The organism is Nostoc cycadae WK-1, assembly GCF_002897135.1.
Taxonomy (GTDB): Bacteria; Cyanobacteriota; Cyanobacteriia; order Cyanobacteriales; family Nostocaceae; genus Nostoc_B.
In genome coordinates this window covers 201,708-214,405 of the sequence record NZ_DF978422.1, presented here as the reverse complement: position 1 = coordinate 214,405, position 12,698 = coordinate 201,708, and the positions used below count along the sequence as shown (strand labels likewise).

Genomic DNA, 12,698 nt, shown 5'->3' with positions numbered 1-12,698 from the left:
TAGCCTCTCCCTTTGGGAGAAGACCGCGCTGCCTCACCGCTGCGCGTCTACACACTTCATACTTCTCTCACGGGATTCTTGCTTGACTTTGCCGTTCATCGCAGCTTCCTGCAAAATCATGAAAGCATTGAAGTCTTCCAAGTCATAGTGGGTACTTAATAAATGCCGTAATTGGTTTTCTGCTTCAACTGTGAGATAACCAGTTGCTAAAGCTTGTTGTACAACGTCACGAATTCGAGTCATGGTTGATGCCTCTTAACACACCACATTAATTTGGGCTGAGTCTGGTAGAATACGCATCGGCTTTTGTGTTTAAACCTTTAATTTTGCAAAGCTTGCTTCTGACAAACTCCAAAATTCAGTCATTTTTTACACCTGGCTTGGTAAAAATTGTTGATGAGAGACTAGTTTCAAAGAATTTTAGGATTCCGATAATGTGATGTTAAAAACACAGTGTGATGCCAATCTAAAATTCTCACAGCACAGACCAAAAGCTACGTAGATTTGTATTGACTGAATTTGTTTGCTTAAAGTTTCAAACAAGCTTTATAAAATTTCCGTTAAGTCTAAAGATATCTAAGCAATAACGTCCAAGTCACCTAACAACAGTTAGCAAATTCGTTATAAATTTACTTTTTATTTATTCTGACTTCATCGAATAATAGTTAGGATATTGCCGGGGTTATATTAAATACATAAATTATGGTAATAGCAACACCAGATTCAAACCAAATAGAAGAGGAATTTGTTGAGGCTAAAAATAATTGGGAGTTAGAAAAGTTATACGTAGATTTAGCCTCAACAAAAGGTAAAGCTTTAACACCTGTAGAAAAGAAATTTCTTCGAGGTTTACTCTGTGGTTGTAGTCCGGCGGAAATTGCCAGTATAGTTTATCAAAGTCGGAGTAGTAGTACCGTTAGAGTCTATTTGTCTAATGGATTATACAAGTATATAGAAGAAATGCTGAGTAATGCAGCTGGCTACTCAGTGAAAGTGAAAAATTGGAGCCGTGTAACTTATTTACTTGAAAAAGCTGGGTATAAAAAATATAGATTTCCATTACCAGCAACAATCATTCCCAAACAAGTACAAAAAAATCAAGAGACAGAGTTAGTAAAAATGCAATCAACCTCAATTCAAGATTGGGGTGAAGCAATTGATGTAAGTGTTTTTCACGGACGAACAACAGAACTCACCAAAACTCAACAGTGGATTTTGCAAGAAGGCTGTCGCTTACTCTTACTATTAGGTATGGGTGGTATTGGCAAGACTGCTTTTTCGGTGAAGTTAGCACAAGAAATCCAAGAGCAGTTTGATTATGTTATCTGGCGATCGCTGCGTCTTTCCCCTTCCCCAGAGCAGATAATAGAACAACTAATTCAGACTTTATTGCCAAAATCAGACACAGTAATTTCAGAAACCATAGAAGGGCGCATCTCCCAATTGATAGATTTTTTTCGGAATAACCGATGTTTAATTGTTTTAGATAATTTTGATGCAATTTTAGCTAGTAGCGATAATTCCCCTACATTCACAACCAGCCATCAAACGATCAAAAATTCTTTTCCTCCCTTTCTCCTCCCAAAAATTCAATATCGTCCAGGATATGAACTATATGGAGAATTAATTCAACGGGTTGGAGAATCTCAACATCAAAGCTGCTTAATATTAACCAGCCGAGAAAAAACTCCAGAAATAGCAGCCTTAGAAGGCCTTACACTACCTGTGCGTTGTTTGCGATTAACTGGCTTAAATCAATCAGAAAGTCTGTCAATTCTGAAATGTAAAGGGTTATTTAACATCTCAGAAGATAAATTCCGCGTTTTGTCAGAACAATATGCCGGGAACCCGCTATTTCTCAAATTGATAGCCACGACGATTCAAGAGTTATTTAATGGCAATATTGATGAGTTTACTGCCCAGGGAACTGTAGTTTTTGGCGAGATTCGCGCCATATTAGATCACCAGTTCCATCGTTTGTCGCAATTAGAAAAGCATCTTATGTACTGGTTGGCAATGAATCAAAATGCTGTTTCTGTGAAGCAATTGCAGAAAAACACCATACCGGGTTTATCACCTAGATTGTCGCAAAGGTTAATCTTAGAAGCGGTGGATTTATTACACAAGCGCTCCCTCATAGAACAACAGGCTTCTAGCTTTTCGCAAACTCCAGTGTTGCGGGAGTATATGATTGAGCGCTTAGTCGAAGAAAACTTGACATTAAGCGAAGAACAAGAAAGCTACTTTTTGATGAGTCAGAAAATTTTTGCCGCCCATTTAAAAAACCATATTAAACAGAGTCGTCTGAATGCCGAGATTTAAAGTAAAGTGAGGAGTTGAGAATTTACTGGAGTCAAGGGACTGGTGAGCAGCTTATTGCGGGGAGTCAGCCTGTACTTAATTGGGATGATGGGCGCTGGGAAAACAACGGTAGGGCGGTTATTGGCACAGCAGTTGGGTTATGGATTTGTTGATACTGATGATGTGATTGCTCAAGCCACAGGTAGAGCCATCACTCAGTTATTTGCTGAAGAAGGGGAAGCAGCATTCCGCCAGTTAGAAAGTGATGTTTTAGCACAAGTTAGCGCCCATATTAATTTGACAGTAGCTACAGGCGGCGGAATTGTACTGCGGCGAGAAAATTGGAGTTACTTGCGTCACGGTTTAATAGTGTGGCTAGATGTGCCAGTGGAGCTACTCTATAATCGTTTAGCTGAGGATACTACACGACCACTGCTGCAAGATCCTGATCCGCGAGGTAAATTGCGATCGCTCCTCGAACAACGCCAACCACTTTACTCTCAAGCTGATTTGCACATTATGGTATATGAAGGGGAAACACCAGAGCAAATCGCTAACAGAGTCATGGAAGCAATTCCTAGTGTGCTGAAAAACCCTACATCTCACCAGCACAAAGAAAATTGAGCGATCGCGCTGTTGATACTCAGCACGCTGCTCAACGCCCTGCTACCGCTAACAGTACTCAGCACTCAGTACTTTCAAAGCAGAGATTGTGAGTAGTGTGAAAGTCTTTTACACTGACTGCATAAGTTTTAAATCTCAACCACGATGGTCAACGATATTGAGTATATCAGGCAAGCTGAAGCTACTCGTGTGCGGGTACTCAGCGAAGCACTACCTTACATTCAACAATTTGCAGGACGCACTGTAGTTGTTAAATATGGTGGTGCGGCGATGAAAGACAGCACCCTCAAAGACAAAGTTATCCGCGATATTGTTTTTTTATCTTGTGTTGGCTTGCGGCCAATTCTGGTGCATGGAGGTGGCCCCGAAATCAATAGTTGGTTAGATAAATTAGGCATAGAAGCCCAATTTAAAAATGGTTTGCGAGTTACTGACGCACCCACAATGGATGTGGTGGAAATGGTTTTAGTCGGTCGAGTGAATAAAGAGATTGTGTCTTTGATTAACCAAGCTGGTGGTATGGCTGTGGGACTATGTGGTAAGGATGGTAATTTAATTACCGCTCGTCCTCAAGGTCAAGAAGGCATCGGCTTTGTGGGGGAAGTCAGCGGTGTTAATATCAAAATTTTAGAAACCCTTTCGAGCAATGGCTATATTCCGGTAGTGTCGAGTGTCGCTGCTGATGAGACGGGACAGGCTTATAACATTAACGCAGATACTGTTGCTGGAGAAATCGCTGCGGCGTTGGGGGCAGAAAAGTTAATTTTGCTCACCGACACGAGAGGGATTTTAAAAGATTATAAAGATCCGTCTACGTTGATTCCGAAAGTAGATATTCGGGAAGCACGAGAACTGATTGTGAGTGGTGTAGTCAGTGGGGGGATGATTCCCAAAGTTAATTGTTGCGTGCGATCGCTCGCGCAAGGAGTCCGGGCTTCACACATTATCGATGGTCGGATTCCCCACGCCCTTTTACTGGAAATCTTTACCGATGTTGGGATTGGGACAATGATTTTGGGTTCGCAGTTTATTTAAATTTTTGTCCTTGGTCATTAGTCCTCTCTTACAAAGTTCTAAGCGGAGGCTTCCTCCGATCAACGCCACTTGTTTTCCGACGCAAGGCGACACGCCACTCCCTTCAACGGGGGGAACCCCCGCACAGGGGTGGCTCAGGAACGCAGTGGCTCGACTTTGCGCTTTGTCATTTGTTGAGACAAAGGACTAATAAAATTACCAAGGACTTCTGATGATTACCCGCGATCGCCCTCTAAATGGTGTCCGCCGCCAGGAATTATTGATGATTACTGGATTGACTATGGTTGAATCCTTAATAATGGGATTGATTAAAGTCGGGTTTACCAGTGTGGAATTATTGAACCTGTTATGCCTAACTTGAGGATAATAATCAGGATAGATAGTGCTGGGATAGATAGCCTTGGGATATATAGGCTGGGGGTATATAGGCCCACTCGGTATTAATCCTGTTGAGGGATCTACGGGCATGGGTGTGGGAATCGGACTACCATAAATAAAAGAACCAACAGCAGGTTGCTGACTCACACCAAATGGATTGCTGCGATCAATCACAATATATTGGGCTGAAGCTGGAGCAATTGCGGTACTCATCAATACCAGAGTAATTCCTGCTCCTAGCCAATTGAGTTGAGAAAGCTTGATACTTACCATATTTTGCTCACCTGCATTGAATAATTAGGGGTTTTTACAGATGACTACTAGTTAAAATTTTAAAAGTTTATTTACTGGAAGAGAGCCAGCTTTTAAAAAGATTACAAAAAGATTACTGGCATTGGCAAAATTAAAGCAGTGCTGATTTAGTATGCAAAACGTGAGTGAACAAAGTTTAGAAATTGCCAGCAAGCGTTACCAAGCCGGGAGACTTGCCTTTGAAAATGGGCAATATCGAGAAGCTGTAGACAATCTGGAAAAGGCCAGTGCCTTGTTAGTTCGCAATTCCCGCCTAGGGGGTGAAGTGCAAATATGGCTAGTAACAGCTTATGAAGCTGCTGGCAGAAATGAAGAAGCGATCGCGCTTTGCAAACAACTCCAACGACATCCCCACTCAGAAACTAACAAACAAGCTCGGCGATTGCTTTACATTCTTCAAGCACCAAAGCTGAAACGACCAAGCGAATGGATGACCGAAATTCCAGATTTAGGTGCATTGTCAGATAATGAATCCAAAGTGCGTATTGCTGCTAATCCCCCCAAATCTTCAGCCAAGAAAAAACCTGCTGAAACCGAATTTGTTGATCTTAGTCAAGTGAATACTAAAGATAATCGCTTTATTTGGGTAGCAATAACTGCTATTGGATTAATTATCTCATACTTAACTTGGTTGGCTTTTTAAAGTACTTCTAGTAAAAATAAAAAGTCAAGATTAGTTAAGTTATTTGACTAAATCCCATGAATAAGGATAAAGGATGAAAAAAGGGAAAAAATAAAATAGGAAATTGTAATTTCCTCCTTTGAACTTTATCCTTAATCGACTTTTTTAGGAGAAATATAGTGATGAATTTTTCTAAGTTGGTAAAGATGTTGATGTGGTTAATTCGACCATTAGGCTTGTTAAACCGAAACATAGGACACAGTGGAAACAAGCGTTTTGCCCCTCGCAAGCCTTTGCTGTGGCTAGTTGTGTTAACATCTCTACTGCTATCTGGTTGCGTCAAGTATGATGTCGGCGTGAACTTTAACCACTCCAATAGCGGCGAACTAGTGCAGCATATTAAGTTAGGTGAACGACTCACTAGTTTTAGTGGTGATTATATATATGCCTGGTTAGATAGTATAGAAAGCCGTACCCGTAAACTGGAAGGGAAAGTCCGCAGAATTTCTCAAGAAGAAGTTATAGTGACAATTCCCTTTAGTAATGGTCAAGAATTACAAACTAAATTTAATGAGTTTTTTAATTCTCACAATAATCAAAAAGTAGCAGCTACAACCAGCGAAACTGATTCTGAATTACCAAAGATTGAATCAAATTTGCTGTTATTTCAGAATAATTTTTTACTGGTAGTTCGGAATCGATTAATTTATGATTTAGACTTGCGATCGCTGTCCTTAATTGCCAGCAAAGGTAACGTTCTCGCAGATACAGGTGCAATCCTTGATTTGGAATTTAGCTTAAACACTCCGTGGGGTGCGAAAAATATTCAACTCACCGAAAATGCTGTCGAACCAGAAAAACAAGGAAATCAACTGCTATGGCGACTCCAACCCGGTGAACTCAACCATATAGAAGTAGTATTTTGGCTACCGAGTCCTCTTGGTATTGGTGCTTTGTTAATTGTCTTATTCGTTTGGGGCGGACTTTACCTCAGATATACTTTTATGCCAGATCCCCGAATTCAGTTTGCGCCACAGCCAACTGCTACAGAATCACAGTAGCATTAGCTGAAGCTAACTGGACTTTGCCTCGAATTACAACTGATCAAGGGGCAACTTTGCGACCAGTACAACAAAGTTGATGATGTCGTAAAACAGCAAAAGCCTGTTCAATGGTCTAAATTACTTCGAGGTAAACCTTCAACCTTTTAAATTGTCATAACGCATCTGACTTCCGCTATAAAAAAATCTTTAAATAAAAATGCGATCGCATTTGCGTATAATTTTTTTTCAAAAGTCCTCTCAGGCAGATGAAGCAGTGTAGACTCAGCATCTAGGATACGAAAACCGAATTGCTACTGAGAGTAGGAACGGGTTTAGGATGAATGCAAATTCTCATGCAAACTCTCATATTTGGACGCTGACACCTACAGATGTCTACAAAACTCTCACAACTACTCCCCAAGGTATCAGCGAAGCAGAAGCTAATTTAAGATTAAAACAATCTGGTTATAACGAACTCCCTGAACCGCAAACACGCCCTTTGATTCTGCGTTTCATTGACCAATTAACGCACTTTATCCCTTTGTTGTCACTCCCAGGAGAGAATAATAGAAGAAAAACGCCGAAAGTATTTCAGGGAGTATGATAGAGCCACGAAAAGGTGCAAAAACAGTCAAATTCGTAGATGAATATTGTCAGTGGTATAGAAAGCTGTTTTCAGATGTTAGAAGTTTTGAAGCATTTAAATACTTACATATTGGTTGTATTTCTGAATTAAAACGAAAAACTTTACCAGAAATAGCAAAATTTACAGGGTTAGATAATCAGCAGGGACTACATCATTTCTTAACTACATCACCTTGGGAGGTAGAAGAGTTAAGAGCCAAGAGGGTAGAGTTAATTCTTCAAGTAATAAAAGATAGACCAATCATTTTAATCATTGACGAAACAGGAGATAAAAAGAAAGGTTCTAAGACAGATTATGCCAAAAGGCAGTATATAGGAAACTTAGGAAAAGTAGACAATGGAATTGTAGTAGTTACAGCATACGGTGTATTCTGTGGAATGACATTTCCATTACTGTTTGAAGTCTATAAGCCTCATGAAAAATTGAAGCCAGAAGATAAATATCTAACTAAGCCACAAATAGCCGCAAATTTAATCAGAAAACTCAAGTCAATGGGCTTTAGATTTAATCTGGTACTAGCAGATAGTTTATATGGTGAGAGTGAGCCTAATTTCATATCAGTGTTAGATGAAATGAATCTAAACTATATAGTTGCGATTCGCTCAAACCATGATGTGGATTTGCTTCCGAGACAGCATACGCAATATTTAGATTGGCAGAGATTTAAACGTGTATTCTCTGACCTCGACAGTGAAAATCGCTATATTAGAGAAATAATTCATGGCAAACGACAAGACAAAAGGTACTGGCAGATTACTACAGACTTTGAGAAGCTACCGGATAACTCTACTTGGTATGTGATGACTAAATTCCCAGATATTACACCAAGAGAAGTTGGAAATTTTTATGGTTTAAGAACCTGGGTTGAATATGGCTTGAAGCAAAGTAAGAATGAATTAGGTTGGGCTGATTATCGCTTTACTCGCTATGAAGATATTGAGCGATGGTGGGAAATTATTTGTAGTGCCTACTTAATGGTTAGTCTTCACTCTGAACAAATGCACCCTTCTCCTCCAATATCTCCATCAAAATTAGCCCAGCATCCCTGGTGGGATGATAAGAAAGGCTGGAAGAATATTCTCAATAATCTTCGTTTAATTCTTCAACCTTTTATCTTATTTAACTTAATACAGCCTTGGCTGACAGTCTTTCCTATCCCTCAACTTTCCTTGGGATTCGTTAAACTTCAATCTATTGTTTATAGGCTCACATCCCCAATTTTTATATTCCTGACTCATTCTGATTTTGAATTTTCCTCTGCTTAGAGTGACAAATGAGGGTTATGGCGTTGCTGTTGTGGGTGGCGGGGATTTTAGCTTTTATTTCTCAAACACCAGAATTAGGTTGGGCAATTTGGGCAGTTATTTGGATTAACGCGATTTTTAGCTTTTGGCAGGAGTTTCAAGCCGAAAAAGCTTTATCAGCCCTGAAAAAAATCTTACCGTTGCAAGCCAAAGTTTATCGTGATGGCAAATTAACTGTGATTCCTGCCCGTGAGTTAGTTAGCGGCGATGTGATGCAGTTAGAAGAAGGTGACAAAATCTCCACTGATGCCAGACTCGTAGAAAGTCAATCTTTATATGTAGATGTCTCCGTTCTCACAGGGGAATCTATGCCCGTTCCCCGAATTAGTAAAGCTGTCAGCACAGAAAATATCCATGCTTCCGAAGCCAGTAACTTAGTATTTGCAGGTTCCACCGTTGCAGCCGGTCGGGGACTGGCGGTGGTATATGCCACAGGGACACATACGGAATTTGGTCAAGTCGCCCATCTCACCGCCAATGTGCAGCGGGAAGCCAGCACTTTAGAAGTGCAGATTTCCAGAGTAGTTCACATCATTACGCTCATCGCTTTGAGTATGGGTGTGGTAATATTTCTCCTCACTAAGTTGCTGGTGGGAATGCAACTGCGCGAAAGTTTCATTTTTGCCATTGGAATTATTGTGGCATTTGTCCCAGAAGGTTTACTCCCTACCGTGAGTTTAGCCTTAGCCATTGGTGTCAGGCGTATGGCAAAAAAGAATGCTTTAGTGCGGCGTTTATCTGCGGTGGAAACTCTCAGTGCAACAACAGTAATTTGCACCGACAAAACTGGGACTTTGACAAAAAATGAAATGACTGTCCGCCAATTGTGGGTTCCCAATACGCAAATTAATGTGACTGGGGTAGGTTATGAACCCAAAGGAGAAGTCGAAATTTCATCTCCTGAATATGAATCTCAGGTGCGGCTAATGTTGGCTGGTGCGGCGCTTTGTTCTAATGCGCGGTTAAATCATCCCCCTAATTCTCATCAATGGCAAGCAGTCGGCGACCCGACAGAAGCAGCGTTATTAGTGGCAGCAATTAAGGCTGGGTTGAATTTAGAGGAATTGCAACATCAAGTACCCAGAGTTCGAGAAATCCCTTTTGATTCTCACCGCCGGATGATGACGGTTTTGCTAGAAGGACAGTTGTCTTGGGAAAATACAGAAAATTCCCAGTATCTCATTTTTACCAAGGGCGCACCATTAGATGTATTGCAACATTCGCGCTATTTATGGCACAAGGAAGAAAAACCAGAACTAACAGAAACTCAGCGCGAGGAAATTGTCGCAGCAAATGATCAACTAGCAAGTCAAGGTTATCGCGTTCTGGGAATTGCCACAAGACAAGGTAGTGCAGAATTAAACCAGCCAGATAATCATTTATTAGAACAAGATTTAACTTTTTTAGGATTGGTGGCCATGATAGACCCACCACGTCCAGAAGTTGCCGATGCGATCGCTCTTTGTCATCGTGCTGGGATTCAAGTCACAATGATTACAGGCGATTATGGGTTAACCGCAGCTGCGATCGCTCAACGCATTGGTTTAGTTAATGGTAAAGTTAGAACCATCACAGGCGAACAATTAGGACATCTCTCAGATACACAATTAAGGCAAATCCTCCACCAACAAAAAACTGGCTTAGTATTTGCCAGAGTCATGCCAGAACAAAAACTCAGATTAGTCGAAGCATACAAAACCCTTGGTCATGTCGTTGCTGTAACTGGTGATGGTGTCAATGATGCCCCCGCTTTACGCGCTGCGAATATCGGCATTGCAATTTGCGCTTAGGCTTTTTTACCAACCGCTTAATCTGGATAGGAATTGCAGTGGAATGGTTCTTAATTCTCTCAATTATTTATTCTCCTACCCTGCAAACAATCTTTTCAACTGCACCATTACAACCTTCTTACTGGCTAATATTGCTGTTATGTCCGCCGTTCATCTTAATAGCTGACGAATTACGAAAGCGAATTATGGTCAAAATTAACCATAACTAGTTTATGCCTCACGCTTTGCGCCTTTGCGCCTTTGCGTGAGAATTAAAATTCTGGTTTGCCAATGATATTCTTCAAACCTTGAACTAATCTTTCTATCCCTGCTTTGGCTGTATTTTCTTGTAATGCCCCATAAGCAACACGCAAATAGCAGCCATTGTCCATCCCAAAAGTTGTACCAGGAATCACCGCAACTTTGTATTCTTGAATTAATCGTTTCACCAACTCAAACGCATCCATTTGAGTATGCACTTTCAGAAAGAAATAAAACGCACCATCAGCTTGAGCAATAGTACATAAACCTTGGAGATGATTTAGCGAGTCTATCACTAACTGACGTACTTTAGCGATCGCCCCAATATTTTCCTTTAAATAACCATCTTTTGCCTGCAATGCACCTAAAGCGGCATACTGCGAAACCACAGGCGGACAAATCAAAATTGTATCTTGAACTTTTTTGACAGCCACAAGTAAATGTTTGGGAATTACCATATAGCCAATGCGCCAACTCGCAAAACCATAGGCTTTAGAAAGGCTATAAAGCGAAATTGTATGATTGTTAATGCCAGCAAATGCACCTGGTGAAACGTGTTTGACACCGTTGTAGGTAAAGTATTCGTATGCTTCATCGCTGATATGGTAGATATGGCGATCGCTACAAATTTGATTTACTTGGCGCAAAGCAGCTTCGGAATAAACAACACCTGTAGGATTATTGGGAGAAATTGTGACAATTGCCCGTGTTTTAGACGTAATTGCTGCTGCTAATGCTTCTGGACGCAATTGGTAATTTTCATCCGTCTCTACCAACACCGGACGACAACCCGCCATCGTAATTGCCATTTCATGGTTGAAATAATATGGCGTATTCAGAATAATTTCATCACCAGGACAAGTAATTGCCAAAATCGCGTTCATAAACGCCATATTGCTTCCAGCTGTCACGACAATACAGTTGTCCTCATTAATTTCAATACCGTTAAAAGCTGACAATTTTCCTGTTAGTGCTGTTAATAAAGGAGGAATTCCCTCAACTGCTTTGTAGAGATTGTTCGTAGATTCAGCCAGAAACTTGGGTAAAAGTTCAATCGCTTGTGGTGGTGGACTGTAGGAGACTACACCCTGTCCGAGAGAAATGGTTCCCGGAGAATTTTGAATCAGTTCCCCAACCACAGGAATTATGGGCGACTGAACCGCCTGCATCCGAGAAATCAACTTATCATCAGTCATTTGTGACTTCCTATCACCCCATCTCTCATCTTGACAGGTGTAGGTTATTAACGTTAGTAGGTTTTGGAAAAACTAGGATGATGGACAAAGCGTTTGTGGAAAATCAGCGCCGCAAAATTAACCACCAAACAAGTAATTGCTAGAGATAACAATATATAAGTAGGAGCCAGCACAACACCAATCACAAACCAACTAAATACGTGCAGTGCCATCACAACAGCAAAAATAATGGCAATTCCTACAACTAGTTGCAATTGAGATATTGGTCTACGTAATGCAGTTAAGATGATGGTTAATAGTGTAGCAATTAAATTGGCTGGTACAAGAAAAGCACAAATACCAATACAATTGGTGCGAGAAAATTCTGCTAATGTATGAAAATCGAGCATTTATTTAGTTAGATTTAGGATTAACATTTTAAATAAAACAAATTAAATATATTTTTATGTATCTCAACTAACACTAGCACTAATTAAAAGTGAATACTCCGCCAACGTAACATAATTTAAACAATATCCATCCTAATTGATTCATCAACTATTCATAAAGCCATAGAATAGAGAAGATGGCATAGATTTATTAAAAATTTATTTAGGATTGTTATATTTAAACAAATTAAAAATTATTAATAATTAATATTAAAAAAATTAAATAATTTAGGTGGGTACACCCCACCTAAAGTAAATTAACCTGGCAAAATCACTGTATCAATAACATGAATTATTCCATTATCAGCATCGATATCTGCGGCTAAGACAGTAGCATTTTTGATTTCAAATCCTTCAGAACAATCTATTTTAATGGTTGAACCTTCTACAGAGGTAACTGTACCGAGTTTTGCTAAATCATCTTTGGTCAACTTCCCTGAGACGACGTGATACTTTAAAATTCTTGTCAGTTGTGGAATATTCTGCACTAGAGTTTGGATTGTTCCTGGTGGTAACTTGGCAAAAGCCTCATCATTTGGGGCGAAGACTGTAAACGGCCCTGGACTTTTTAATGTCTCGACTAAACCAGCCACTTGTACAGCAGTTACCAAAGTTTTGAAAGCATCGTTACCTACTGCAATATCAACAATATCAGCCATATTATTTTACCTATTCACTGTTAAAAATTTTAATTTATATTAAAGCTGTTTAATTTTTTTTGCAAAAACTTAAGTGAGGAAAGTAGAATGCCATAGGTAAAAATCAATATAGTTAATAGA

The 12,698-nt window shown here is 40.0% G+C and carries 14 protein-coding genes; 9 read left to right on the top strand and 5 right to left on the bottom strand.

Annotated elements, in window-relative coordinates; all coding sequences use genetic code 11:
• Positions 1-33: 33 nt before the first annotated feature.
• A complete protein-coding gene (locus NCWK1_RS03040; RefSeq protein WP_096580310.1) occupies positions 34-243 on the bottom strand; it encodes a hypothetical protein in 210 nt (69 codons plus the stop codon).
• Between the two features lie 459 nt (positions 244-702).
• Here NCWK1_RS03040 and NCWK1_RS03035 point away from each other — a divergent pair, with 459 nt between their 5' ends.
• The 3 genes from NCWK1_RS03035 (at position 703) to argB (ending at position 3,960) form a co-directional block, all read left to right on the top strand.
• Positions 703-2,322 (top strand): NB-ARC domain-containing protein, encoded by a 1,620-nt coding sequence (locus tag NCWK1_RS03035; RefSeq protein ID WP_103123672.1) that lies wholly within the window; start codon positions 703-705, stop codon positions 2,320-2,322.
• Positions 2,323-2,364: 42 nt separating this feature from the next.
• Entirely contained in the window at positions 2,365-2,925 is a 561-nt protein-coding gene (locus NCWK1_RS03030) for a shikimate kinase (RefSeq protein ID WP_103123671.1), read from the top strand.
• 144 nt (positions 2,926-3,069) lie between these two features.
• Complete coding sequence (argB, locus tag NCWK1_RS03025; protein ID WP_096580316.1) at positions 3,070-3,960, top strand: acetylglutamate kinase; 891 nt, start codon at positions 3,070-3,072, stop codon at positions 3,958-3,960.
• Positions 3,961-4,155: 195 nt separating this feature from the next.
• Here argB and NCWK1_RS03020 read toward each other — a convergent pair whose 3' ends face one another.
• Complete coding sequence (locus NCWK1_RS03020) at positions 4,156-4,611, bottom strand: hypothetical protein (RefSeq protein ID WP_096580318.1); 456 nt, start codon at positions 4,609-4,611, stop codon at positions 4,156-4,158.
• Positions 4,612-4,762: 151 nt separating this feature from the next.
• On the opposite strand from NCWK1_RS03020, the gene NCWK1_RS03015 reads away from it, so the two are divergent.
• The 6 genes from NCWK1_RS03015 (at position 4,763) to NCWK1_RS29990 (ending at position 10,264) form a co-directional block, all read left to right on the top strand.
• Complete coding sequence (locus NCWK1_RS03015; RefSeq protein WP_187308034.1) at positions 4,763-5,293, top strand: tetratricopeptide repeat protein; 531 nt, start codon at positions 4,763-4,765, stop codon at positions 5,291-5,293.
• A gap of 161 nt (positions 5,294-5,454) precedes the next feature.
• Positions 5,455-6,333, top strand: a complete 879-nt coding sequence (locus NCWK1_RS03010; RefSeq protein WP_103123670.1) for a DUF3153 domain-containing protein — start codon at positions 5,455-5,457, stop codon at positions 6,331-6,333.
• Positions 6,334-6,652: 319 nt separating this feature from the next.
• Positions 6,653-6,919, top strand: coding sequence for a cation-transporting P-type ATPase (locus tag NCWK1_RS03005; protein ID WP_103123669.1), 267 nt, complete (start codon positions 6,653-6,655; stop codon positions 6,917-6,919).
• Positions 6,916-8,226, top strand: a complete 1,311-nt coding sequence (locus NCWK1_RS03000; RefSeq protein WP_103123668.1) for an IS701 family transposase — start codon at positions 6,916-6,918, stop codon at positions 8,224-8,226. The genes NCWK1_RS03005 and NCWK1_RS03000 overlap by 4 nt, the downstream gene beginning before the upstream one ends.
• Positions 8,227-8,243: 17 nt before the next feature.
• Positions 8,244-10,055 carry a cation-translocating P-type ATPase gene (locus NCWK1_RS02995; RefSeq protein ID WP_245894811.1) on the top strand — a complete coding sequence of 604 codons (1,812 nt, stop codon included), beginning with the start codon at positions 8,244-8,246 and terminating at the stop codon, positions 10,053-10,055.
• Positions 10,046-10,264 (top strand): cation transporting ATPase C-terminal domain-containing protein, encoded by a 219-nt coding sequence (locus NCWK1_RS29990; RefSeq protein ID WP_245894810.1) that lies wholly within the window; start codon positions 10,046-10,048, stop codon positions 10,262-10,264. Before NCWK1_RS02995 ends, NCWK1_RS29990 begins: the two co-directional genes overlap by 10 nt.
• 42 nt (positions 10,265-10,306) lie before the next feature.
• Here the strand turns inward: NCWK1_RS29990 and NCWK1_RS02990 are convergent, their stop codons facing one another.
• The 3 genes from NCWK1_RS02990 to NCWK1_RS02980 form a co-directional block, all read right to left on the bottom strand.
• Positions 10,307-11,491: a pyridoxal phosphate-dependent aminotransferase gene (locus tag NCWK1_RS02990; protein ID WP_103123667.1), complete on the bottom strand. Its 1,185-nt coding sequence runs from the start codon at positions 11,489-11,491 to the stop codon at positions 10,307-10,309.
• 53 nt (positions 11,492-11,544) lie between these two features.
• Positions 11,545-11,880, bottom strand: a complete 336-nt coding sequence (locus NCWK1_RS02985; RefSeq protein ID WP_103123666.1) for a hypothetical protein — start codon at positions 11,878-11,880, stop codon at positions 11,545-11,547.
• A gap of 296 nt (positions 11,881-12,176) precedes the next feature.
• Positions 12,177-12,578: a fasciclin domain-containing protein gene (locus NCWK1_RS02980; protein WP_103123665.1), complete on the bottom strand. Its 402-nt coding sequence runs from the start codon at positions 12,576-12,578 to the stop codon at positions 12,177-12,179.
• Positions 12,579-12,698 lie beyond the last annotated feature (120 nt).

What these genes read in the sequence shown, in the direction of transcription:
- NCWK1_RS03040 (WP_096580310.1), bottom strand. Translation starts at nt 243, where the DNA reads ATGACTCGAATTCGTGACGTTGTACAACAAGCTTTAGCAACTGGTTAT.
- NCWK1_RS03035 (WP_103123672.1), top strand. Translation starts at nt 703, where the DNA reads ATGGTAATAGCAACACCAGATTCAAACCAAATAGAAGAGGAATTTGTT.
- argB (WP_096580316.1), top strand. Translation starts at nt 3,070, where the DNA reads ATGGTCAACGATATTGAGTATATCAGGCAAGCTGAAGCTACTCGTGTG.
- NCWK1_RS03020 (WP_096580318.1), bottom strand. Translation starts at nt 4,611, where the DNA reads ATGGTAAGTATCAAGCTTTCTCAACTCAATTGGCTAGGAGCAGGAATT.
- NCWK1_RS03015 (WP_187308034.1), top strand. Translation starts at nt 4,763, where the DNA reads ATGCAAAACGTGAGTGAACAAAGTTTAGAAATTGCCAGCAAGCGTTAC.
- NCWK1_RS03010 (WP_103123670.1), top strand. Translation starts at nt 5,455, where the DNA reads ATGAATTTTTCTAAGTTGGTAAAGATGTTGATGTGGTTAATTCGACCA.
- NCWK1_RS03005 (WP_103123669.1), top strand. Translation starts at nt 6,653, where the DNA reads ATGAATGCAAATTCTCATGCAAACTCTCATATTTGGACGCTGACACCT.
- NCWK1_RS03000 (WP_103123668.1), top strand. Translation starts at nt 6,916, where the DNA reads ATGATAGAGCCACGAAAAGGTGCAAAAACAGTCAAATTCGTAGATGAA.
- NCWK1_RS02995 (WP_245894811.1), top strand. Translation starts at nt 8,244, where the DNA reads ATGGCGTTGCTGTTGTGGGTGGCGGGGATTTTAGCTTTTATTTCTCAA.
- NCWK1_RS02990 (WP_103123667.1), bottom strand. Translation starts at nt 11,491, where the DNA reads ATGACTGATGATAAGTTGATTTCTCGGATGCAGGCGGTTCAGTCGCCC.
- NCWK1_RS02985 (WP_103123666.1), bottom strand. Translation starts at nt 11,880, where the DNA reads ATGCTCGATTTTCATACATTAGCAGAATTTTCTCGCACCAATTGTATT.
- NCWK1_RS02980 (WP_103123665.1), bottom strand. Translation starts at nt 12,578, where the DNA reads ATGGCTGATATTGTTGATATTGCAGTAGGTAACGATGCTTTCAAAACT.